Raw genomic sequence first — 20537 nt, 5'->3', positions numbered from 1 at the left:
TTCTCTGCCGCTTTCCGGGAATGATTCCGGGGCGGCATTTTTGTCTGCTCTGCCAATAGAATTTTAATAAAATCCGCAACAGTACAGGGACAAACTCACTGACAAAACTTTTGCTCCAAAATATTATATAGAGAAATACGATAGCTTGTCATAATCGTATTGACTTGGACTCACGTTGAAGGGAGGTTATTATATGGCAATATTGTCAACCGGCCCAATTCTTAATCCCGCAGTAAGCGGTTCAAGGCAAACAAGGACGGTCACAGTTAAAATTGACAATAGGAATGGAGCAAGCCCAGGCACAATTTTAATTCAGGGTTATCAGCTGAATGGATCGCGAACTCTGTATGTCTCTGAACTGTTGAACGTTCCGGCAAACTCTGTCATAACAAGAAACTACTTTGCAAATTTCGACAGCTTTGAATTTGTGTTCACAACTGGAGGAGCTGCGGAAGAGGATATTCAGGTTTCTGTTTGGGGCCGTGATGCTGCTGGAGGATTGGTAGCTGCACACCGCATCGTTTCTGATGAACTATTAGGATCAGATCAAGGCGCTCAAGGTCCTCAAGGTCCTAGTGGCATTCAAGGTGCTCAAGGGCCAACCGGTGCGACTGGTGCACAGGGGTCTCAAGGTCCTCAGGGAGTCACTGGAGCAAATGGCGCTCAAGGCCCTCAAGGTACTACTGGGGCTCAAGGTTCACAGGGTCCGACTGGAACAACGGGGGCTCAAGGCGCTCAAGGTCCTCAAGGAGCCACTGGCGCTCAAGGTTCACAGGGCCCGACTGGAGTAACGGGGGCGCAAGGCGCTCAAGGTCCTCAGGGAGCCACTGGTGTTCAAGGTTCACAGGGTCCTCAAGGATCTACTGGAGCTCAAGGCGCAACTGGCCCGCAAGGAGAGCAAGGTCCTCAGGGAGCCACTGGCGCTCAAGGCGCAACTGGCCCGCAAGGAGAGCAAGGTCCTCAGGGAGTCACTGGCGCTCAAGGCGCAACTGGCCCTCAAGGAGAGCAAGGTCCTCAGGGGGCCACTGGCGCTCAAGGCGCAACTGGCCCTCAAGGAGAGCAAGGTCCTCAGGGAGTCACTGGCGCTCAAGGCGCAACTGGCCCGCAAGGAGAGCAAGGTCCTCAGGGAGAAACTGGCGCTCAAGGCGCAACTGGCCCGCAAGGAGAGCAAGGTCCTCAGGGAGTCACTGGCGCTCAAGGCGCAACTGGCCCGCAAGGAGAGCAAGGTCCTCAGGGAGAAACTGGCGCTCAAGGCGCAACTGGCCCTCAAGGAGAGCAAGGTCCTCAGGGAGCCACTGGCGCTCAAGGCGCAACTGGCCCTCAAGGAGAGCAAGGTCCTCAAGGGGAGCAAGGTCCTCAAGGGGAGCAAGGTCCTCAGGGAGAAACTGGAGCCTAAGGCCCTCCTGGATCTTCAAGGCCAAACAGTGGCCTGATTGGCAAGAAGTTTTAGAATCTATTCCTTCTATTATTGAAAACTGCCTGCAGGTTCAATTTACTGAGCCGGCAGGCTTTTTTATGTTTCTGAACTGAACGAAAAACCCAGCAATAAAAATACGCAGTGCATATTCTTCCTGCTTATATCTTTCTGCTACGGATCTTAAAATCAGCTACATCGGATGGACAAACTCACAAGCATTGGTCAGAAACAATAATAAAATAAATATGAGAATGAAAGAGTTTACTAGAATTTCATCTCTAAAATCAATTAGCAAAGGAGGACAACTTATGGCTGTTTTATCTACTGGACCTATTTCCAATATACCTGTAGGCGGCAACAGGCTAACAAGGACAGTAAATATTAAGATAGATAACAGGGATTCAGTAAACGCTTCGACAGTACTGCTTCAGGGATACAGGCTGAATGGCACCAGGATATTATATGCACTTGAAAACATCAATATCGGACCAAACCAGGTTATCACCAGAAACCTTACCGCTAATTTTGATGCATTTGAATTTGTATTCACAACCAGCGGCCCAGCTGAAGCCAGTACTCAAATTTCTGTCTGGGGCAGAGATGTGGCAGGACAGCTTGTTGCTGCACATCGTGTAGTATCAGACGAGCTTCTCGGATCTAACCAAGGGGTGCAAGGGCCTCAGGGCCCTCAAGGCAGCACTGGGGCTACCGGTGATCAAGGTCCTCAAGGCAGCACTGGCGCCACTGGCGCTCAAGGCCCCCAAGGCAGTACTGGCGCCACTGGCACTCAAGGCCCTCAGGGCAGTACTGGTGCCACTGGCGCTCAAGGCCCTCAAGGCAGCACTGGCGCCACCGGTGCTCAAGGTCCTCAGGGCAGTACCGGCGCCACTGGCGCTCAAGGCCCCCAAGGCGTCCAAGGTTCTCAAGGCAATACAGGGGTTCAAGGTCCTCAAGGCGAACAAGGTCCTCAGGGCACTGGAGAACAAGGGGCTCAAGGTCCTCAGGGTCCTCAAGGAACTACAGGCTCTACTGGCCCGCAAGGCGAACAAGGTCCTCAAGGTCCAAGCGACTTCCTATGGGGAGAAGAAACCGTATTCTGGGCAGACTCCAGTGCACCTGGACCAGGCGACGGCTCCCCTCTCAATCCATTCAACTCTCTGCAGGCCGCCATTACAGCTGCCACAAGCAGTGCTTTGGCAGTCACATTCGGGATGCGTGCAAGGCTGGTTATTCTGATTGCAGCCAATTCTGTATTTGATGAAGATATTACGATTCCGCCGGCACGGCATGTCCAGCTGTTGGGGCTTGGACCATGGGTGCTCGGGAACGCCGATCTGGCAAACTTTGGGTCTTCAACACCGAGAAATGTGACAATCCAAACGAGCCAGGCTGCAGAGGATGTTTACTTGATGCAAGGCCCTGCATTTGATGCCCGCCCTGTAACTGTAATAGGCACCTTTAACAACGGTACCTCCGTCAGCACACATACAAATTACACAAATGGCGCCATAATCAGCGGAAATGTAACGTTTCAGAACGTAGCAGTCGGAGATCCATTCACAACGATTGAATTTCAGCTTCATAATGCTAAAATCAACGGAAATGTCGTCCAATCCGGCCATATGGGCCAGCTGAACACTTACGTCTACAACAGCTGGTTTGCAGGAACCGTCATCCACAATGGCCTGAGGCTTCAGCGCATGGTGGACAGCCGCTCAGACAGCACGATACAGATAGCCGTCTACAGTAATATCCTTAACTCGTTTATCGGCGGGAATGTAACAGCCAATCCTGCAACGGATGTTCCGCCAATCGGCATCTTCGGCAGCCAGTTCGGTACGATTACCTGGACCGGAAATCTGACATTAGACGGAGCTTCAAACTACTATTTCGTCAACTCCGGGTCTTCTGTAACTGGTACGAAACTTGTTTTGTTCAACGGAACCTAATAAAGCTTAAGGAAAATATTGCAAAATACTGCCAGGCTGGTGACACAATAACCTGGCAGCACATTTTACTATTTTGCTTTCACATGTCTAATTTCAATGATGAAAAGATTCCAGAACATGTTTACAGTAATAGGCCAGGCGATGCCCGCCATAAGCTTAAGGAGGAACAGTCATTTTGCCCTTTTCCATCCATGGAAATTATTTAAAAAATGACCATACTGTTTTTGTATTCGATCCGTTTCCTCACTGATTTTTCGTAAATGCTTTTTTGTCCCCATCCGGTTATGGATTCGATAAAAGGTAAGAGGCTCTTTAAGAAAAGCAAGGTCATGCTTCAAATAAGCCCTAATCCAGTATTCATAGTCATGGGCATACCTGTATGAAGGGTCGAAAACGCCAACACTTGCGAACAGATCCCTCTTCATCATGATAGTTGATCCATTGATTGTGCAGTTTGTTTTCAGTCCATCCAGGATTGATTCCCTGCTGTAGCTGCTAAGGATGCCGGAAGCAGTCAGGTTTTCATTTTTATCATTGATGAGTTTATAATCAGTAAAAGAAAATACGGCCTTCTCTTTTTTCATAAACTTAAGCTGCTTTTCGATTTTATCTGGAAGCATTATATCATCAGAACTCAGCCATACCATATAATTGCCTTTTGCTATTTTAAACCCCTTATTTAATGCAGACGCCGTCCCTCCATTTGTCTTCTTTACATAGACAATTTGGCTTAGAAATGGCTTTACTGATTGAAAATGAGCTGTGGAGCCATCATCTACTACGATTATTTCAATATTATTATAGGTTTGCTGCAATGCACTGGCGATGCTATTGCCAATATAGCTGCAGTTATAGAATGGAATAATGATGGAGACAAGATCACTTGGGTTTGAATCGGAACTTGAGAGCGCCATTTGGTTCCCCCTTCTTATACTTAATCTGAAATTCCATTGTGGAGAAAGGTTTCCGCAAGACCTTCTAACATTATAGTTTATGGTTTCAAAAAGGTGTCTAAGTGATGCTGTATACATTAACAGGAATGGGGTGAGAAATTATAATGAGTGGTCAGGAACTGAATGTTCTCTTTACCTTTTATATACCCAGCGGAGGCGTTGAAACATTAAACAGGCAGAGACTATATGCCCTCAGCCAGGTAGGTATCAACTGCCATTTCCTCTACAGTCAAAGCGGTACAGGACTGCAGAACAAGACGGATGCCACTTTATATGTGACCAATACCGATTTAGGCATAAAAGAAATCCTTCAAAAAGGCAATTATGATGCAATCGTTGTCGGTTCTGACCTTGCTATGCTTCAGCGCCTCCGGTCGCTGGGCTATGGAGGGATCCTGATATTTGAAAGCCAGGGCATCGGCCATGATAAGGACTATGCAGAAAAGTTCGTCAAAGCAAATGCACTGCCGATCATAAATCCTTATTGTGATGCAATCCTTTATCCAAAAACACCTCATCTGATCAAAGCGTTTGAAACCTATTTTCCTGCCAAGAAAAAGTATTCATTTCACAACTGCTTTAACTCCAGGGACTTTCATTACAGGCACCTTCCGAAAAAGCCCAACCCCATTATAGGCTGGGTTGGAAGACTCGAAGAAAACAAGAATTGGAGAGACTTCCTTATGATCGGAGCTAAACTGATCAGGAAGAACCCTTCTATACGGCTTTGGATGTTCGAGGACAGCACCCTTGCCCCGCCGGACCAGAGAAAAGCGTTCGAAACAGTCATTAAGCAGCTGAACCTCCAGTCCCACTTGACTGTATTTGCCAACCTTCCGCATGACCGGATGGCTGACCATTATTCCATGATTGGAGATTCAGGAGGTTTTCTCTGTTCAACCTCCAAAGTAGAAGGATTCGGCTATGCTGTATTAGAAGCAATGGTATGCAGATGCCCTGTTATTTCCACAGATTCAGATGGGGTCAGGCATTTTATCATCCATAATGTAACAGGAAAGTTTTTCACGCTGGGCAATATCCAGCAAGCCGTCAAAGAAGGGCACGATCTGATTGCAAATTCTTCACTCCGGGAAGCAATCAGGCAAAGGGCATCACAGCATATCCAGCAGAATTTTTCGCCCGGGGAGTACGCTGCCCACTTTTTAAATATGATCACTGAATTGAAACAAATGAAATAGCTTCACCTCATAAGAAATCTCATCTTGAAAGGAAATAAAACAGAAAAAAAGAAGGGTTTCCCCTTCTTTCGAAACTATAACCAAGAATTATAGAGGCTGGCCGCCCAATAGATTCGGGAAGGTTACGCAATCCTGGATGATCAAGTCTTCATCTGGCACAAAACCAGTACCTGCACCTGCAAATGTCACCAGCGGAGCTCCAGCGATATCAGTAAGAGTGATAGAGTAAGCATCCAGATCAGTGCCAATATTTTCGACCAGAGTTAGTGTGAACAAAGCAGTGCGGTCTGTCACGCTTGGATCAGAGAAAACAATTGTACCTGCACCAGTTACCGTCAATGTGGTGATTCCCAATACAGTCGAACAGGTTGGCATATTGAATTCTTCTGCTGTAAAGACAAAGCTTTGGTCAACAGCTAGCGTACCAGTTCCAGTCGGCACAACGAAATCCTCCACGATCCATTGCAGTGTGCTGCCAGTCAGCTGGCAGTTGTCGCAGATTTCGGCTCTCAGCTCTGTTGTATAAGTCCCTGCAGCCAAATCTTCTGCAAACAGAATCGGGCTGAACACAATAGGAACTGGACCTGTAATAGGGTCTGTATCCACAAACGCCTGGCAGTCACAGTTGTCGCGCGGGAAAAAGTCGCATTGCTCCGGCCATTCAAACGGCGGGCAGACCCCACCAGGAGGAATGACGATGTCATTTGGACGCGGGAAGCAGAATTTAGCCAGGACTTCCAGCTTCACATCTGCTTCAACCTGGATTTCGAAGCAAATATCCAGCATAATTTGCAATCCAACATCAGGAATGCCAGTTTCAATGAAGTTTGTTTCACAGTTCAGAGAAATCAGGCGGCAGAACACATTGTCGCTTGTGAATGGCTCAGGAGCACAGACAACTAGCCGGCGCGATTCACTGATAGTTGGACGGAAGCTGCAAATCACAGCTCCTGTGCTGTCATAGATTGTGACAAGCGGCCTGATAGTGAAGATGACCTTCACAATAGCCAGGTCTGTCATGACGCCGTTTACCGGGATTTTGCGCCTTTCAATACGGGATGAAACAGTGCAAGTAGCATTTCCGTCTGTGTCTGGAGGATCAAGCGGGAAAAATCCTCCTACATCAGGAACGCAGCATGTTACATCAAGCGGGGTTCTCCCTTCTGCAACTGCCAGCGCAACTGCTGCTTCACAATCGGGCGGCAAGGTAATGCCTGTATCAGTTGTAATCGCATCAAATACCCAGTCATATACCTTGGAAACCCGAATACATTCTTCTTGAACGTTATTAGGGGTCAGTTGGGGTCTCTTATGAGGCTTCAACTAAATCATCCTTTCTAATAGGTTGTGTATTCAATTCATCATATGGATATTTGGGATAAATGGTTCTAATCAACGAGCCTGTTTTTTCAGTGTGCTGATCTTGGGCTTATTTTCATATATTCATATTTTGGACTAACGCCGGTATAAAGGAGGATCAGCCATGAATATTTCTGTTTTTTTGGGAGAGGAATCATTGGGAGAAGTTCTTCCTTCAGCATTAATGAGCATCACGCTTTTTTGCGAAGCACATGGGTATAACACCAGATGGGAGGTTTCTGAAAGGAAGCTCCATATCAACCCAGGGAGAATGCCGGAGTCCATCATATGCCAGACCCTTCCGGCAGACTCTTCAAATACAGCACTGGTGGAAGAACTGAGAAATTACCTGGAGGCAGAGGGCTTCATTACTTTTACAAATGGCAATGATGAAGCAAAGGCTAAACCGCATATTATATTAGATATGATTGAAGAGGAACATACAACGCTTCCCCAGCTATCACTGGAGCATCCCAGCCACATGGATGACCGGGTGAAGAATGCTCTTCTATCCGAGCTGAATAAGAGGTCTGTTCCCTTCCAGTTCAGAGAATTGAAGTATATAAAAGCCAATTCCCCCCTTCGCTTGAAAATGGTCTGCAGGCTGCCAAAAAAAGAGACGGCAGTCAGTAACCTCGCTTTTATCCTGACCAGGGCATTTGTCTGCTACTCAATCTACAGTCAAAAAGGGCAAAATCAAAAAGGGTCTTTCCTGCCCATGCCTGTCTTGAAAACCTTAATCAAAGGGTTCCTCCTGCCCCAGACCGGAAAAGGCCATACTGCTTCTGCTGAAAAGCCGGCAGAGAAGCCTTTGCAGCCTGTCCCATCACGGCTGAGCGGCAAGCAGGAAGATATGAAGGCAGATGCAGAAATTGCCATGAATTATACCCTTCTCCTTCCAAGGCCAGGAGATAACGCTCAGGAAGTAATGATAAATGGCGCACTACTAATGAAGAATATTGGAAATGCCAGTCTCGTTGATCCAGTGATATGCTTTAAAGTCCCTGTGGAAAAAGGGATATCATTGCAAGGCCAGATCCTCCCTCCTAAAATGGTCGAAGGAATGGCTGTCAAAGGAAGCAGCGGAGACAAAGGCTGGAAATATGTTTATGATAATTGGCGTGAAAGAGTTAAGACAAAAGGCGAATATTGGATCACTAGCATCCATCAGCTTGAGATTTTGCCGGGGGAAACGAGTATATTCAACGCCCTTAACTTATCAATCAAAGAGCCGGAGGAAGATTCCTCAGTTCTTATTCAGGCGTTTGTTTATTTTAATGAAGGAAAGCATCGTTTTGCTTCAAGCAACAGCATATCTCTTTCCTTTTAAAACCTGCTTTATGCCAGGTTTTCTTTTTTATCACCATTTACATATTCCTGCATAGGATGGCAATACCATTACAGCCCAGAAAGCAGAGGTGGCGAAATGCTCCGATCCAGCGTGTATAGAGAAGATGATTATCACATGCTCAAGCAGAAAATCATCCACCTGAACTCCGAGCTGTCCCGTTACAAAGCAAAGGTAAAAGAATACCAGGATGACTATCATTACAGCCAGCTGGAAACATTGAAAGAAAAAAATCTGCTTCTCGAAAAAGAACTGGCAGAGCTGGTGCACAGCCGGGATGAAGAAAGAATGGCTTTTGTAAAAAAGCATGAGGAAGAGTCACGAAACAGTTTGTCGTCCTTCAGCCATTTAGAGGACTATATTGGAGAGCTGGAAGAACAATGCAGCAAAAGCAGTGCGAAGATAATAGAACTGGAAGAAGTATTGCAGATCAAAGGGGAGGAAAATGATAGGCTGCAGGCTGAACTTGCAGAATTCAAGGAGAACACTTATCCCAAACAAGAAGAGGTGGTCAGGTTAAAGGCAGAATTAAAAGCTAAAGAAAAGTCTCTTGAAGACCAGCTAGAGGAATTTTATATCTTAAAAAAGGACCGGAACAGGCTGCTTGAAGACAATAATCAGCTGGTTCAAATGCAGCAGAACACCATGAATGAGCTTTTAAGTTTTAGAACAAAGATTGGAATGGCCAGTCCGGTTTCTAAGGAACATGAAAACACAACTCCGTCACCTCCCCGGCCGGAAAATAAAAATCCCGGCTTAACTGATAAGCTGAAAGAGCTCCAAGGCAAAGTGAAGGAATATGAGTCCTCCATTTCTATATGCCTTCAGCAGATCACAGAGCTCGAAGGACAAATCGGCCTCCTTTCCGCTTTCATTCTAAAAATGGAAGCGATCAGCCCAGAGAACTTTAAGCACCATTGAAGAGGCATCCAACAGGATGCTTTTTCTTTACAATAAAAAAGATGGCTCCCTGGCCACCTCTTTTATGATATATTTCCAAGTATTCTCATCCGGATACCGCTTCAAGCTTCCGGATATGTTCGGCAATTTTAGGTTTATAAATTTGATGAAGAGCTGCAATTTCTACAGTGGAATCGTGTGCACGAACCTTGCTGCCCATCCTTTCATGAACCCTGTAATGTGTCAAAGGCACATCCAGGAACCCAAATTCGTATTGCAAAGCGATTCTCAGCCACATCTCATAATCCTGGGTATTTTTTAACTTTTCATTGAACGGCCCTATACTCCGTATGACTTTCATATGAGCCATTACAGTAGAACCGTTGACAGGACAAAAATCCTTCAAGTCACGGTAAAAGGTAAGCTGGTCGGTATATTTCCTATTGAGAGAAGCTCTGATCATTCTGCCTTGGCTGTCGATCTGATTGAAATTTGTAAAGGAGATCATATTTCCCCTTCTCTGCATAAAAGCAAGCTGGGCCCGGACCTTAGACGGCTGGATCTCATCATCTGAGCTCAGCCAGGCAAAATACGTCCCCCTTGCCTGCTTTATTCCTTCGTTAAGGGCTGATGCTGTCCCGCCATTATTTTTTCGTATATAGCGGATGCTGTTCATATAAGGAGCCAGCTGCTCAGTATACATTGTGGAGCCATCGTCCACTACAATAATTTCAACATATGGGTAGCTTTGCCTTTGTGCACTCTCGACTGCCCTCGCAATATATTGGCAATTGTAAAACGGAATGACAATTGACACAAGTTCCTTTGCAGCCGCTTTATTGACCATAACACTCTCCCCCCTCCATGCTATAAGTCTTTGATAATCTGGTCTATTCGACTGATATCCGTGGTATACCGTTCAATCCCCGCCACTCTGGAGCGATAATTTAACAGTCCCTGTTTATACAGTTCATCCAATGCAAGAAACCCTTTTTCCCTCGCAGCAACCAGGAGATCAAGCCATTCACTGAATGCTGCTGGTCCAAGGACATTATTGTTCTGATTTGCATGCAGGCGGAAAAAGCTCAAAGGTTCAGGCATATAAACCGCCCTGCCATCGGACAGAAGATTCAGCCAGGCTGCCATATCATTCAGGAGTGAATATTGCTGGTCTGCAAAAACCCCAAACGGCTCTTTCAAGTCCTCTTTCTTAAACAAAACGGTCGTGGGCTCCCCTATGATATTCAAACAGCGGGAAAGGGCCATATCAGCAAGAACCTTCCCGTCCATCACCCTTGTTTCATGGAAAAGCCTTTCAGTTGCATACAGCGGAGACAGCCAATTCCCCTTTTCATCAATTGTCTGCCTATAGGAGGTGACTAGCTTTATATCCAGGAACCCTTGGAAGTAATACATCATTTTCTCGATTTTATATTTATCAAAAACATCGTCATCCATTAAGTAATTGACATATTCTCCTGAAGCCAGGTCAAGCAGCTTATGCCAGTTTTTCAAAAATAAATTTTTCTCATTTTTATAATAGCGGATATTGTCTGTACCGCTGAAGCAGGCTTTCATCATCTCTTCTACCCTGTTGTCAGAGCTGTCATCACAAATAATAATCTCTTTGCAGGGATAAGTCTGGTTTAGCGCGCTCTCGATTGCTGTCTTAAGAGTAACCGGCCGATTATAGGCAGGAATTAGAATGCTCACAAGGGGCAAAGACATAGATAATCTCCTTCCGGTGATTTTTGGATTTCTCGCTTTAATTACTCTATTCCGTATCCCCTTCCTGTGTTCAGTTCTCCGCCCAGTTCTGCTGAAATTCCGCCCTGCCCCAGTTTTGGCAACAAGGTTTGAGGTGTGCATATAAATAATAGAAGAGTATGCCACTTTATAGAATAGGAGATTACCTATGCAGGATAAAATGACCCCAATGCTTAAGGCTTATTTTTTTATTGCAGAAGATGTCCCTTTGGAAGAATTGGACACCCTTCAAACAAAACTATACGAAGATCACATCTTTGTCATTTTGTGCGGAAACGAGGACGAACCTACAGACATCAACTCGAAATTGCCGAGGATTTATGTCTCGATAGGCAGTGATTGGAGGGATTTCCCAGGTCTCATCAGCATGCCGGCCCACGAAAAAAAACGCTGGCTGCACTTTGAGTCACCCGATAAAATTGAACCCGGTAAGCTTTTTTATTGCTGGCTCTCAGCGACCGATCCTCTTCCTGAGAATAAAACCGTGCCGCTTTCAAGCTTCACTTCTGACAAACCCCTTGTGTCTGTTTTTACGGCTGCCTACAGATCTAAAGAAAAGATTCAGAGGCCCTTCAAATCACTGCAGGCACAGACATATGATAATTGGGAATGGGTCATAGTCGATGATTCCGGTGATAACGAAGAAACCTACAGGGATTATTTAAGCAAGCTGGACGACCCGAGAATCAGGAGATACAGGCAGGACAGCTATAATGGTTATATAGGCTCTATCAAACGATATGCAGCCGGCCTTTGTACGGGTGAGATTCTAGTTGAATTAGACCATGATGATGAATTAACAGCAGACTGCCTGGAAAAGATTGTCCGTGCCTTTCAGGAAAACCCTGATTGCGGCTTTGTTTACGGCGACTGTACAGAGGTATTCGCTGAAAACCTCCACGCCCACTGGTACGGATGGGACTGTGGCTTCGGCTACAGCGTCTATTATCGGATCTGGCTGCACTCAATGAACCGGTGGCAAAACATATTGCGCCATACAACCATCAATGGAAATACCATACGTCATCTGGTCGGGCTACCTAACCACCCCCGCGCCTGGACTAGAGAATGCTATCACCTTGTAGGCGGGCATCGCGAGGAGCTCCTTGTCAGCGATGATTACGACCTCCTTGTCAGGACCTTCTTGTCTACTAAATATGCTTCTGTTCCAGACCTGCTGTATATCCAGTACAGAAATGAAGGTGGAAGCAACTCAACCTTTACAAGAAACGGACAAATACAGATTCTCGTCAGGGAGCTGAAGAACTATTATTACAATCGGATTTACGAAAAAATCAGGAGCATGGAGATGCCTGAGCTGGTCCCGTACAGCAGAATCTGGGAAACCAGCCAGGACGACCCGGCCAGAAAAACAGCACACGCTATCCGTGAAGACATGTCAAAGAAATCAATCATTTTTCCGATTCCCTATTCTTCTGATGAGAAGGAGCACATTCAGCTGTACGAGATTTTAAATAAAGGCATAAAAAATGGATTCAGAGATTTCGAAGTGATTATAATCGGGAATATTCCTGCTGATATTAATCTCTTTGCTTCAAAAGCAACTTCCGGCAGCATCCGTTGGTGGCCGATGGAAGCTTCCGATCCAATTGAGTTTTATGTTGAATATGGAAAGTTTTGTGCTTCATGCAGGGATAAAATTGTCATAATGCCCACTCATTAAAGGGAAAAAGGCTGCGTTATATGAGCAGCCTTTTTCATTTATAAAATTTCAAAAATCATGTTTTCAGACTGATTGCTCCAGCTTTTACATTGAGTATTATTGCAATGATTTCTTTTAACATTGAGAGGTACCCGGAGCTTACAACTCTATAAGGTAGTTTACTATGCTTTTGCGTACACTCAATTTGATTCGCTGCACAAAAATAATTGATTCATCGGAAGTAAAACTACCCTTGAATCAGTCACTAGATTAAAATCTATGAATTCCTCTAATCTATTAAAATTTGATTAAATTTAGGTTCCGCTGATTCACAGTAGCAGCCGTATAGTTTGTTTGCGCAGTGACAATGACCCTTAATTGATAGATAGAAGCAGGGTTCGTGGCCGGAGGTGTATCTACATATGTGTCCGCAATGTCAAAGGTTTGATTTCCTGCCGCAGCTAAAACCCTTGAAAGTGTTCTTGTCGTCAAGAGAGTGCCATCTCGATATAATCTGAACTGTACTGTTATTGAGTTATTTGCATTGGCGGAAGTATCCAATTGGACAGCGGAATCAATTTTAATATTTTGTCCAGCTGTTACACTGGTTGTTACACTTGCTACCACTACCTCACTTCCAGCTGGGAGTACACTAATTCCGCCCGGAATATTAACAAATGCTAATATTGGCTGGGTTCCTGATGGTCCTTGTGGTCCCTGAGCTCCGGTTGCTCCTTGCGGGCCTTGTGGACCTTGAGATCCTGTTGCCCCTGTGGCTCCTTGTGGGCCCTGTGGACCTTGAGATCCTGTTGCCCCTGTGGCTCCTTGTGGACCTGTAGCACCTTGGGCTCCAGTTGCTCCTTGTGGACCTGTGGCTCCCTGTGCTCCAGTTGCGCCTTGTGGGCCTTGCTCTCCTTGTGGTCCTGTCGCCCCTTGTGGTCCCTGTTCTCCTTGCGGACCTGTAGCTCCCTGAGCTCCCGTGGCTCCTTGTGGTCCCTGTTCCCCTTGCGGACCTGTAGCTCCCTGAGCTCCAGTTGCTCCTTGCGGACCTTGTTCTCCTTGCGGTCCGGTTGCTCCCTGAGCTCCTGTTGCTCCTTGAGGACCTTGTTCTCCTTGCGGGCCGGTTGCTCCCTGGGCTCCTGTGGCTCCTTGTGGACCTTGTTCTCCTTGCGGGCCGGTTGCTCCTTGGGCTCCAGTTGCGCCTTGAGGGCCTTGCTCTCCTTGTGGACCAGTCGCCCCTTGGGCTCCAGTGGCTCCTTGTGGGCCCTGTTCTCCTTGTGGACCTGTGGCTCCCTGAGCTCCCGTGGCTCCTTGTGGTCCCTGTTCTCCTTGCGGTCCGGTTGCTCCCTGAGCTCCTGTGGCTCCTTGAGGACCTTGTTCTCCTTGCGGTCCGGTTGCTCCCTGAGCTCCTGTGGCTCCTTGAGGACCTTGTTCTCCTTGCGGGCCGGTTGCTCCCTGAGCTCCTGTGGCTCCTTGAGGACCTTGCTCTCCTTGTGGTCCTGTCGCTCCCTGTGCTCCAGTTGCGCCTTGAGGGCCTTGCTCTCCTTGTGGACCAGTCGCCCCTTGTGCTCCAGTTGCGCCTTGTGGGCCTTGCTCTCCTTGTGGACCTGTGGCTCCTTGGGCTCCCGTTGCGCCTTGTGGGCCTTGCTCTCCTTGTGGGCCTTGCTCTCCTTGTGGACCTGTGGCTCCTTGGGCTCCCGTTGCGCCTTGAGGGCCTTGCTCTCCTTGTGGACCAGTCGCCCCTTGGGCTCCAGTGGCTCCTTGTGGTCCCTGTTCTCCTTGTGGACCTGTGGCTCCCTGAGCTCCCGTGGCTCCTTGTGGTCCCTGTTCTCCTTGCGGACCTGTAGCTCCCTGAGCTCCAGTTGCTCCTTGCGGACCTTGTTCTCCTTGCGGTCCGGTTGCTCCCTGAGCTCCTGTGGCTCCTTGAGGACCTTGTTCTCCTTGCGGGCCGGTTGCTCCCTGAGCTCCTGTGGCTCCTTGAGGACCTTGTTCTCCTTGTGGGCCGGTTGCTCCTTGGGCTCCTGTGGCTCCTTGTGGACCTTGTTCTCCTTGCGGGCCGGTTGCTCCCTGAGCTCCTGTGGCTCCTTGAGGACCTTGTTCTCCTTGCGGGCCGGTTGCTCCCTGAGCTCCTGTGGCTCCTTGAGGACCTTGTTCTCCTTGTGGGCCGGTTGCTCCTTGGGCTCCTGTGGCTCCTTGTGGACCTTGTTCTCCTTGCGGGCCGGTTGCTCCTTGGGCTCCAGTTGCGCCTTGAGGGCCTTGCTCTCCTTGTGGTCCTGTCGCTCCCTGAGCTCCTGTGGCTCCTTGTGGACCTTGTTCTCCTTGCGGGCCGGTTGCTCCTTGGGCTCCTGTGTCTCCTTGTGGACCTTGTTCTCCTTGCGGGCCGGTTGCTCCTTGGGCTCCAGTTGCGCCTTGAGGGCCTTGCTCTCCTTGTGGACCAGTCGCCCCTTGGGCTCCAGTTGCTCCTTGTGGGCCTTGCTCTCCTTGTGGTCCTGTCGCTCCCTGTTCTCCAGTCGCGCCTTGAGGGCCTTGCTCTCCTTGTGGACCAGTCGCCCCTTGGGCTCCAGTTGCGCCTTGTGGTCCCTGTTCTCCTTGTGGACCAGTCGCCCCTTGGGCTCCCGTTGCGCCTTGTGGTCCCTGTTCTCCTTGTGGACCAGTCGCCCCTTGGGCTCCCGTTGCGCCTTGTGGACCTTGTTCTCCTTGTGGACCTGTGGCTCCTTGAGCTCCCGTGGCTCCTTGAGGACCTTGTTCTCCTTGTGGGCCGGTTGCTCCTTGGGCTCCTGTGTCTCCTTGTGGACCTTGTTCTCCTTGCGGGCCGGTTGCTCCTTGGGCTCCAGTTGCGCCTTGAGGGCCTTGCTCTCCTTGTGGACCAGTCGCCCCTTGGGCTCCAGTTGCTCCTTGTGGGCCTTGCTCTCCTTGTGGTCCTGTCGCTCCCTGTTCTCCAGTCGCGCCTTGAGGGCCTTGCTCTCCTTGTGGACCAGTCGCCCCTTGGGCTCCAGTTGCGCCTTGTGGTCCCTGTTCTCCTTGTGGACCAGTCGCCCCTTGGGCTCCCGTTGCGCCTTGTGGTCCCTGTTCTCCTTGTGGACCAGTCGCCCCTTGGGCTCCCGTTGCGCCTTGTGGACCTTGTTCTCCTTGTGGACCTGTGGCTCCTTGAGCTCCCGTGGCTCCTTGAGGACCTTGTTCTCCTTGTGGGCCGGTTGCTCCCTGAGCTCCTGTGGCTCCTTGTGGACCTTGTTCTCCTTGCGGGCCGGGTGCTCCTTGGGCTCCTGTGGCTCCTTGCGGACCAGTAGCCCCTTGGGCTCCAGTTGCGCCTTGTGGTCCTGTCGTTCCCTGTGCACCAGTCGAGCCTTGTGGTCCTTGGGCTCCCATTGCTCCAGTTGATCCTTGCGGTCCTTGGGCTCCCGTTGCTCCAGTTGATCCTTGCGGTCCTTGGGCTCCCATTGCTCCAGTTGATCCTTGCGGTCCTTGGGCTCCCATTGCTCCAGTTGATCCTTGCGGTCCTTGAACTCCTTGAACTCCTTGAGCGCCAGTTGATCCTTGCGGTCCTTGGGCTCCCGTTGCGCCAGTTGATCCTTGCGGTCCCTGAAATCCCTGAGCGCCAGTTGATCCTTGCGGTCCTTGAAATCCTTGAGCGCCAGTTGATCCTTGCGGTCCTTGAGATCCTTGGGCGCCAGTTGATCCTTGCGGCCCTTGGGATCCCTGAGCACCAGTTGATCCTTGAGGCCCTTGAGATCCCTGAGCACCAGTTGATCCTTGAGGCCCTTGAGATCCTTGTGACCCTGTTGCTCCTTGAGGTCCTCGAGGCCCTTGAGATCCTTGAGCTCCCGTTGCTCCTTGCGGACCTTGGGATCCTGTTACTCCCTGCGGTCCTTGAGGACCCTGTACACCTTGATTGGATCCTAATAATTCATCTGATACAAGCCTGTGGGCAGCTACAAGCTGGCCATTTACATCCCTTCCCCAGACAGAAATCTGAGTGCTAGCTTCAGCAGATCCTCCGGTTGTAAATACGAATTCATATCCATTAAAGTTTGCAAAATATTCTCTAGTCACAACTTGATTCGGTGCCAGGCTCACTTGTTCAATAACATATGCGACTCTTGAACCGTTCAAAAAGTACCCTTGTATTAATACGGTGGAAGAATTAATACTGTCCCTATTATCAACCTTGATTAAAACTGTCCTGGACAGCCTTGTTCCTGCTACCGTGGGGTTGGCAATAGGGCCTGTGGAAAGTACCGCCAATTTATTCCCTCCTTTTTTACGTTTTAAAGACTGAATTCCAAAAGCAATTCATGACTTATCCTTTATAAGGTACAGCTGATTTAAGGTTGGTTCAGTCTAAAATTGTCCTAATATTTCATCGGAAACAAGGCGCTGAGTGAATGTAATAGCACCAGCTGCTGATCTGCCCCAAAGAGAGATTTGGGTGCTTGCTTCGGCTGGCCCGCTTGTCGTAAAAACATATTCAAATGCATCAACATTTCCAAAGTAATTACGAGTTGCCACCTGATTTGGACCAAGATTGACAACTTCCGAAACATAAAGAGTCCTTGTCCCATTTAAAATGTAGCCCTGAATAAGGATTGTAGATGCATTCATAGAATTTCTGTTATCCGCAATTACGGTAATTTGGGTAACCTGTCTGGCTCCGCTGATAGCCGGATTTTCGATTGGCCCCGTTGAAATGACTGCCATAAAATTTACCTCCTTTTAAATATTGTTCATATGCCAAAGCTGTTAATCTTTTTGTCTAAAGTCACCTCTGTATCTACACAGGCAGAGTATCTCTATTGCAAGAATGAATAACATCTCATCCTCAACTCATAATATTCATCCTTTGTTTTATGTGAAGCTCTATTAGCCTATCTTTTATAATTTCAGGCTTTTGCACACTGTACGTATGCCTTATATGAATGCAAAGTTACAAAATATGTAATTACAAAATTCAACGGACCCGAAATTTTGAGGGAAGTAAATCTATGAGGAACCAGACTCCCCTTTAAACGGATTCACTAAAAAAACGGATGTTGTGAACTTCAACAGGTAAATCATCATAATATAATTTGGCGGCAGAAAAGAGAATAACCGGCCTCTGCTAACGAAACACTGAATGCTGTATTTTTCTTTTTCAGAATTTACTTCCGGGCGAGAAAATCTATGCTTTATGAACAGCTCACTAATTATCAACTAAGCACTTTAAAATCCCGTAACGCTGAGAGGGTTCAGCATCGTGTCCACCTTGCCGGTGAATACCTCCTAATACAAATCATAGAAACGGAGATGGTAAGAAGAAATATGAAAAACATTCCGTTTTTACAGCCGAATCTTGTTAAACAGGAATCCTTTTCACATTATTTAAGCCAAATTGAAAAAACGAGAAAGTACAGCAACTACGGTCCTTTAAATACCATGTTCGAGGACAGGGTTCTTGCTGAGTATTTTGAAGGAAATGGCGGAGCGCTTACAGTGAACAACGCTACAATCGGGCTGATGCTGGCAATAAGCGGAACCAGACGCAAAGAGGGCAGGTATGCCATCATGCCGAGCTTTACTTTTTCAGCAACACCCCTGGCAGCGATGTGGTGCGGACTGGAGACATATTTCATTGATGTCGATAAAGACAGCTGGTGCATGGATGAGTCCCTCCTTGAGGAAGCGCTGGATCTCCTTGGAGATGAAACAGCGGTCGTTGTACCGTATGCAACCTTTGGCACAAACTTAGATTTAGATTACTATGTTAAGCTTCACCGCTCAGGAATTCCTGTAGTGATTGATGCGGCACCCTGCTTTGGTTCCATGGGCAAGGAAGGTGCTTTTTCAAAAGGCTTTCCCGGTGTAAGTGTGTTCAGCTTCCATGCCACCAAATCATTTGGGATCGGTGAAGGCGGCCTCCTGTACAGCGGGGACGCGGCGACGATACAGGAACTCAGGAAAGCAGGCAATTTCGGCTTTTCTGCTGACAGGGAGTCCGTCCAAATGGGATTGAACAGCAAGCTGTCAGAATATGCAGCCGCTATAGCTCTCGCAACATTTGATGCCTATCCGGAAAAAGTGCGGGAACGGCAGCAGATTTACGAGTGGTATAAAGAAGCTTTTCTGACACTCCCGTCCCTGAAAAACTGGAAGCTGCAGCGAACTGAAGGCTCGATTGCCCATCAGTTTATGCCGGCCCTATGTCCTGAAAATGAAAACAGCGGGTCGTATGTCAAGCTGCTTTCAGCAGATGGCATTGAAGCACGCACTTACTTTTCGCCAGCCTGCCACAAGCAGAAGCTGTTCTCTGCCTGCAAAAAGTCTGAAATGCCAGTCACCGATAGCCTTTCTGACAGAATTCTCAGCCTGCCGCTCTGGGAAGGTATGGTAAAAGAAGATGTGGAGCGAGTTGCTGCATCTCTTTCAAAGGGAAGCATGGGATGAAAAAGTTAATTCTTTGGGGATCTGGCGGCCATGCCCGGGAGGTGCTCCATATGTGCGGGCAGTTAGGCATTGAGGTGGCGGGATTCCTGGACGAAAGACCGGAAATGAAAGGCCGGTTCGTTGATGATATTGAGGTGCTCGGAACCTTAAGCGATATTTACCATTTAAGAGACCAGGCCGAAATCTTTTGCGCAAGCGTTGGAGATCCTTCTCTGAAGAAAAGATTTTCAGAAATGACCCGAAGCGCCGGCTTCCAGTTTGCTCCGCCGCTCATACATCCTGTTGTCAATATTTCAAATAGAAATACAATCGGCATAGGTTCGGTGATTTGTGAAGGAACCATCATGACCACCAATATAAGGATCGGCGATCATGTCATCATCAACCGCGGAACGAACATCAGCCACGATAATATTATTGAAGATTATGCAACCATCAGCCCGGGAGGAAATATTGCCGGCAATGTCACGGTTAAGGAAGGCGCATATATCGGCATTGGTTCCTCTATCAGAGAAAAAGTGATCATCGGTGCATGGTCAATGATCGGCGGCGGTGCCTTCGTAAAGGATGATGTACCGGAAAAGTCTTTATATGCAGGCGTGCCTGCAGTCTTTAAAAAGAGGCTGGAAGAATAGCACTCTGGGGAGGTCTGCAATATGTAAAGGATGTGAACAGCATGAAAGGCATCATACTTGCCGGCGGCCATGGCACACGCCTCTATCCGCTGACAAAAGCAGTTTCCAAACAGCTCCTTCCTGTATATGACAAACCATTAATCTATTACCCCCTTTCCGTTCTGATGCTGGCAGGAATAAAAGAAATTCTTATTATTTCGACTAAGGAGGATATCCCGCGCTTTCAAAGCCTCCTTGGAGATGGTTCAAAGCTTGGCATCAGCCTGAGCTACATCATCCAGGCGGAACCTGAAGGAATCGCTCAGGCATTTGTCATCGGCGAAAGTTTCATCGGAAAAGATTCTGTTTCTTTGATTCTCGGAGACAATATTTTTTACGGCCATAATTTTACCAGAATCCTTGAACAGGCTGTGAGCAGTAACAAAGGAGCGACGATATTCGGGTACCAGGTAAAAGACCCCGAGCGTTTTGGCGTGGTAGAGTTCGACAAAGACCAGAATGTCGTGTCACTTGAGGAGAAGCCGCTGAAGCCGAAATCACAGTATGCCATAACCGGACTGTATTTCTATGACAACCAGGTGGTCGACTTTGCAAAAAGCATTGAAAAGTCAGCCAGGGGGGAATACGAAATCACCTCGGTTAATGAGCTATATCTAAAGCAGGGTACCCTCAGGGCTGAGCTGCTTGGCCGGGGTTTCAGCTGGCTGGACACCGGCACCTATAAATCACTGATGGAGGCCTCTTCTTTTATCGAAACGATCCAGAGCAGACAGAATATCCGTATATCATGCATTGAAGAAATCGCCTACAGAAAAGGATTTATCACCGCAGATCAGCTGCTTGATCTTGCTAAGCCTTTAAAGAAGAACGACTACGGCCAATATCTTGAAAGGCTCATTAAATCTGATTCTACTCAGGAAAGGAGTTAGC

15 protein-coding genes and 1 pseudogene are annotated in these 20537 nt (G+C 47.9%); 9 read left to right on the top strand and 7 right to left on the bottom strand.

All coding sequences use genetic code 11. The features are described from left to right. Positions 1 to 193: 193 nt before the first annotated feature. Both N288_RS10680 and N288_RS24285 read left to right on the top strand, forming a co-directional pair. Positions 194 to 1393 (top strand): annotated as a pseudogene (locus tag N288_RS10680) (collagen-like protein); the annotation flags it as partial. Between the two features lie 332 nt (positions 1394 to 1725). Beyond that, positions 1726 to 3366 (top strand): collagen-like protein, encoded by a 1641-nt coding sequence (locus tag N288_RS24285; protein ID WP_022543813.1) that lies wholly within the window; start codon positions 1726 to 1728, stop codon positions 3364 to 3366. A gap of 170 nt (positions 3367 to 3536) precedes the next feature. Here N288_RS24285 and N288_RS10670 read toward each other — a convergent pair whose 3' ends face one another. Further along, positions 3537 to 4280 (bottom strand): glycosyltransferase, encoded by a 744-nt coding sequence (locus tag N288_RS10670; RefSeq protein ID WP_009790862.1) that lies wholly within the window; start codon positions 4278 to 4280, stop codon positions 3537 to 3539. Between the two features lie 143 nt (positions 4281 to 4423). On the opposite strand from N288_RS10670, the gene N288_RS10665 reads away from it, so the two are divergent. Then, the gene (locus N288_RS10665) at positions 4424 to 5518 is read left to right on the top strand and encodes a glycosyltransferase family 4 protein (protein WP_009790861.1); all 1095 of its coding nucleotides are present in this window, start codon (positions 4424 to 4426) and stop codon (positions 5516 to 5518) included. 87 nt (positions 5519 to 5605) lie between these two features. Here N288_RS10665 and N288_RS10660 read toward each other — a convergent pair whose 3' ends face one another. After that, positions 5606 to 6841 carry a BMQ_0737 family morphogenetic spore coat protein gene (locus N288_RS10660; protein WP_022543812.1) on the bottom strand — a complete coding sequence of 412 codons (1236 nt, stop codon included), beginning with the start codon at positions 6839 to 6841 and terminating at the stop codon, positions 5606 to 5608. A gap of 160 nt (positions 6842 to 7001) precedes the next feature. Between N288_RS10660 and N288_RS10655 the strand changes: the two genes are divergently transcribed. Then, positions 7002 to 8207, top strand: coding sequence for a hypothetical protein (locus N288_RS10655; RefSeq protein WP_009790859.1), 1206 nt, complete (start codon positions 7002 to 7004; stop codon positions 8205 to 8207). Positions 8208 to 8303: 96 nt separating this feature from the next. Next, on the top strand, positions 8304 to 9146 hold the full coding sequence (locus N288_RS10650) for a hypothetical protein (protein WP_022543811.1): 843 nt from the start codon (positions 8304 to 8306) through the stop codon (positions 9144 to 9146). A gap of 85 nt (positions 9147 to 9231) precedes the next feature. Here the strand turns inward: N288_RS10650 and N288_RS10645 are convergent, their stop codons facing one another. Together N288_RS10645 and N288_RS10640 are read right to left on the bottom strand one after the other, a co-directional pair. Next, a complete protein-coding gene (locus N288_RS10645) occupies positions 9232 to 9972 on the bottom strand; it encodes a glycosyltransferase family 2 protein (protein ID WP_009790857.1) in 741 nt (246 codons plus the stop codon). A 20-nt stretch (positions 9973 to 9992) separates the two neighbouring features. Further along, entirely contained in the window at positions 9993 to 10853 is an 861-nt protein-coding gene (locus N288_RS10640) for a glycosyltransferase family 2 protein (protein WP_009790856.1), read from the bottom strand. 187 nt (positions 10854 to 11040) lie between these two features. Here N288_RS10640 and N288_RS10635 point away from each other — a divergent pair, with 187 nt between their 5' ends. Further along, a complete protein-coding gene (locus tag N288_RS10635) occupies positions 11041 to 12576 on the top strand; it encodes a glycosyltransferase (RefSeq protein ID WP_009790855.1) in 1536 nt (511 codons plus the stop codon). A 276-nt stretch (positions 12577 to 12852) separates the two neighbouring features. Here N288_RS10635 and N288_RS25650 read toward each other — a convergent pair whose 3' ends face one another. From N288_RS25650 to N288_RS10625, 3 genes are all read right to left on the bottom strand, one after another. After that, on the bottom strand, positions 12853 to 13047 hold the full coding sequence (locus N288_RS25650; RefSeq protein WP_269147789.1) for a hypothetical protein: 195 nt from the start codon (positions 13045 to 13047) through the stop codon (positions 12853 to 12855). A 188-nt stretch (positions 13048 to 13235) separates the two neighbouring features. After that, on the bottom strand, positions 13236 to 16295 hold the full coding sequence (locus N288_RS24675; RefSeq protein ID WP_442852296.1) for a hypothetical protein: 3060 nt from the start codon (positions 16293 to 16295) through the stop codon (positions 13236 to 13238). Between the two features lie 598 nt (positions 16296 to 16893). Further along, positions 16894 to 17250: a hypothetical protein gene (locus N288_RS10625; RefSeq protein ID WP_009790849.1), complete on the bottom strand. Its 357-nt coding sequence runs from the start codon at positions 17248 to 17250 to the stop codon at positions 16894 to 16896. Positions 17251 to 17850: 600 nt separating this feature from the next. On the opposite strand from N288_RS10625, the gene N288_RS10620 reads away from it, so the two are divergent. The 3 genes from N288_RS10620 to rfbA are packed head-to-tail and all read left to right on the top strand — an operon-like array spanning position 17851 to position 20536. Then, positions 17851 to 18972, top strand: a complete 1122-nt coding sequence (locus N288_RS10620; protein ID WP_022543809.1) for a DegT/DnrJ/EryC1/StrS family aminotransferase — start codon at positions 17851 to 17853, stop codon at positions 18970 to 18972. After that, positions 18969 to 19607, top strand: coding sequence for an acetyltransferase (locus N288_RS10615; protein ID WP_009790847.1), 639 nt, complete (start codon positions 18969 to 18971; stop codon positions 19605 to 19607). Before N288_RS10620 ends, N288_RS10615 begins: the two co-directional genes overlap by 4 nt. Before the next feature lie 41 nt (positions 19608 to 19648). Further along, positions 19649 to 20536: a glucose-1-phosphate thymidylyltransferase RfbA gene (rfbA, locus tag N288_RS10610; protein ID WP_009790846.1), complete on the top strand. Its 888-nt coding sequence runs from the start codon at positions 19649 to 19651 to the stop codon at positions 20534 to 20536. Position 20537: the final 1 nt, after the last annotated feature.

This window comes from Bacillus infantis NRRL B-14911 (assembly GCF_000473245.1).
Lineage (GTDB): Bacteria > Bacillota > Bacilli > Bacillales > Cytobacillaceae > Bacillus_AB > Bacillus_AB infantis.
The sequence above is the reverse complement of the archived record's forward strand: the minus strand, read 5'-3'. Positions and strand labels throughout refer to the sequence as shown.

Excerpts from the sequence above, each read along its gene's own strand:
- N288_RS10665 (WP_009790861.1), top strand. The coding sequence starts at position 4,424 with ATGAGTGGTCAGGAACTGAATGTTCTCTTTACCTTTTATATACCCAGC.
- N288_RS10620 (WP_022543809.1), top strand. The coding sequence starts at position 17,851 with ATGAAAAACATTCCGTTTTTACAGCCGAATCTTGTTAAACAGGAATCC.
- N288_RS10670 (WP_009790862.1), bottom strand. The coding sequence starts at position 4,280 with ATGGCGCTCTCAAGTTCCGATTCAAACCCAAGTGATCTTGTCTCCATC.
- N288_RS10635 (WP_009790855.1), top strand. The coding sequence starts at position 11,041 with ATGCAGGATAAAATGACCCCAATGCTTAAGGCTTATTTTTTTATTGCA.
- rfbA (WP_009790846.1), top strand. The coding sequence starts at position 19,649 with ATGAAAGGCATCATACTTGCCGGCGGCCATGGCACACGCCTCTATCCG.
- N288_RS10650 (WP_022543811.1), top strand. The coding sequence starts at position 8,304 with ATGCTCCGATCCAGCGTGTATAGAGAAGATGATTATCACATGCTCAAG.
- N288_RS10625 (WP_009790849.1), bottom strand. The coding sequence starts at position 17,250 with ATGGCAGTCATTTCAACGGGGCCAATCGAAAATCCGGCTATCAGCGGA.
- N288_RS10645 (WP_009790857.1), bottom strand. The coding sequence starts at position 9,972 with ATGGTCAATAAAGCGGCTGCAAAGGAACTTGTGTCAATTGTCATTCCG.
- N288_RS10615 (WP_009790847.1), top strand. The coding sequence starts at position 18,969 with ATGAAAAAGTTAATTCTTTGGGGATCTGGCGGCCATGCCCGGGAGGTG.
- N288_RS24285 (WP_022543813.1), top strand. The coding sequence starts at position 1,726 with ATGGCTGTTTTATCTACTGGACCTATTTCCAATATACCTGTAGGCGGC.
- N288_RS10640 (WP_009790856.1), bottom strand. The coding sequence starts at position 10,853 with ATGTCTTTGCCCCTTGTGAGCATTCTAATTCCTGCCTATAATCGGCCG.
- N288_RS10655 (WP_009790859.1), top strand. The coding sequence starts at position 7,002 with ATGAATATTTCTGTTTTTTTGGGAGAGGAATCATTGGGAGAAGTTCTT.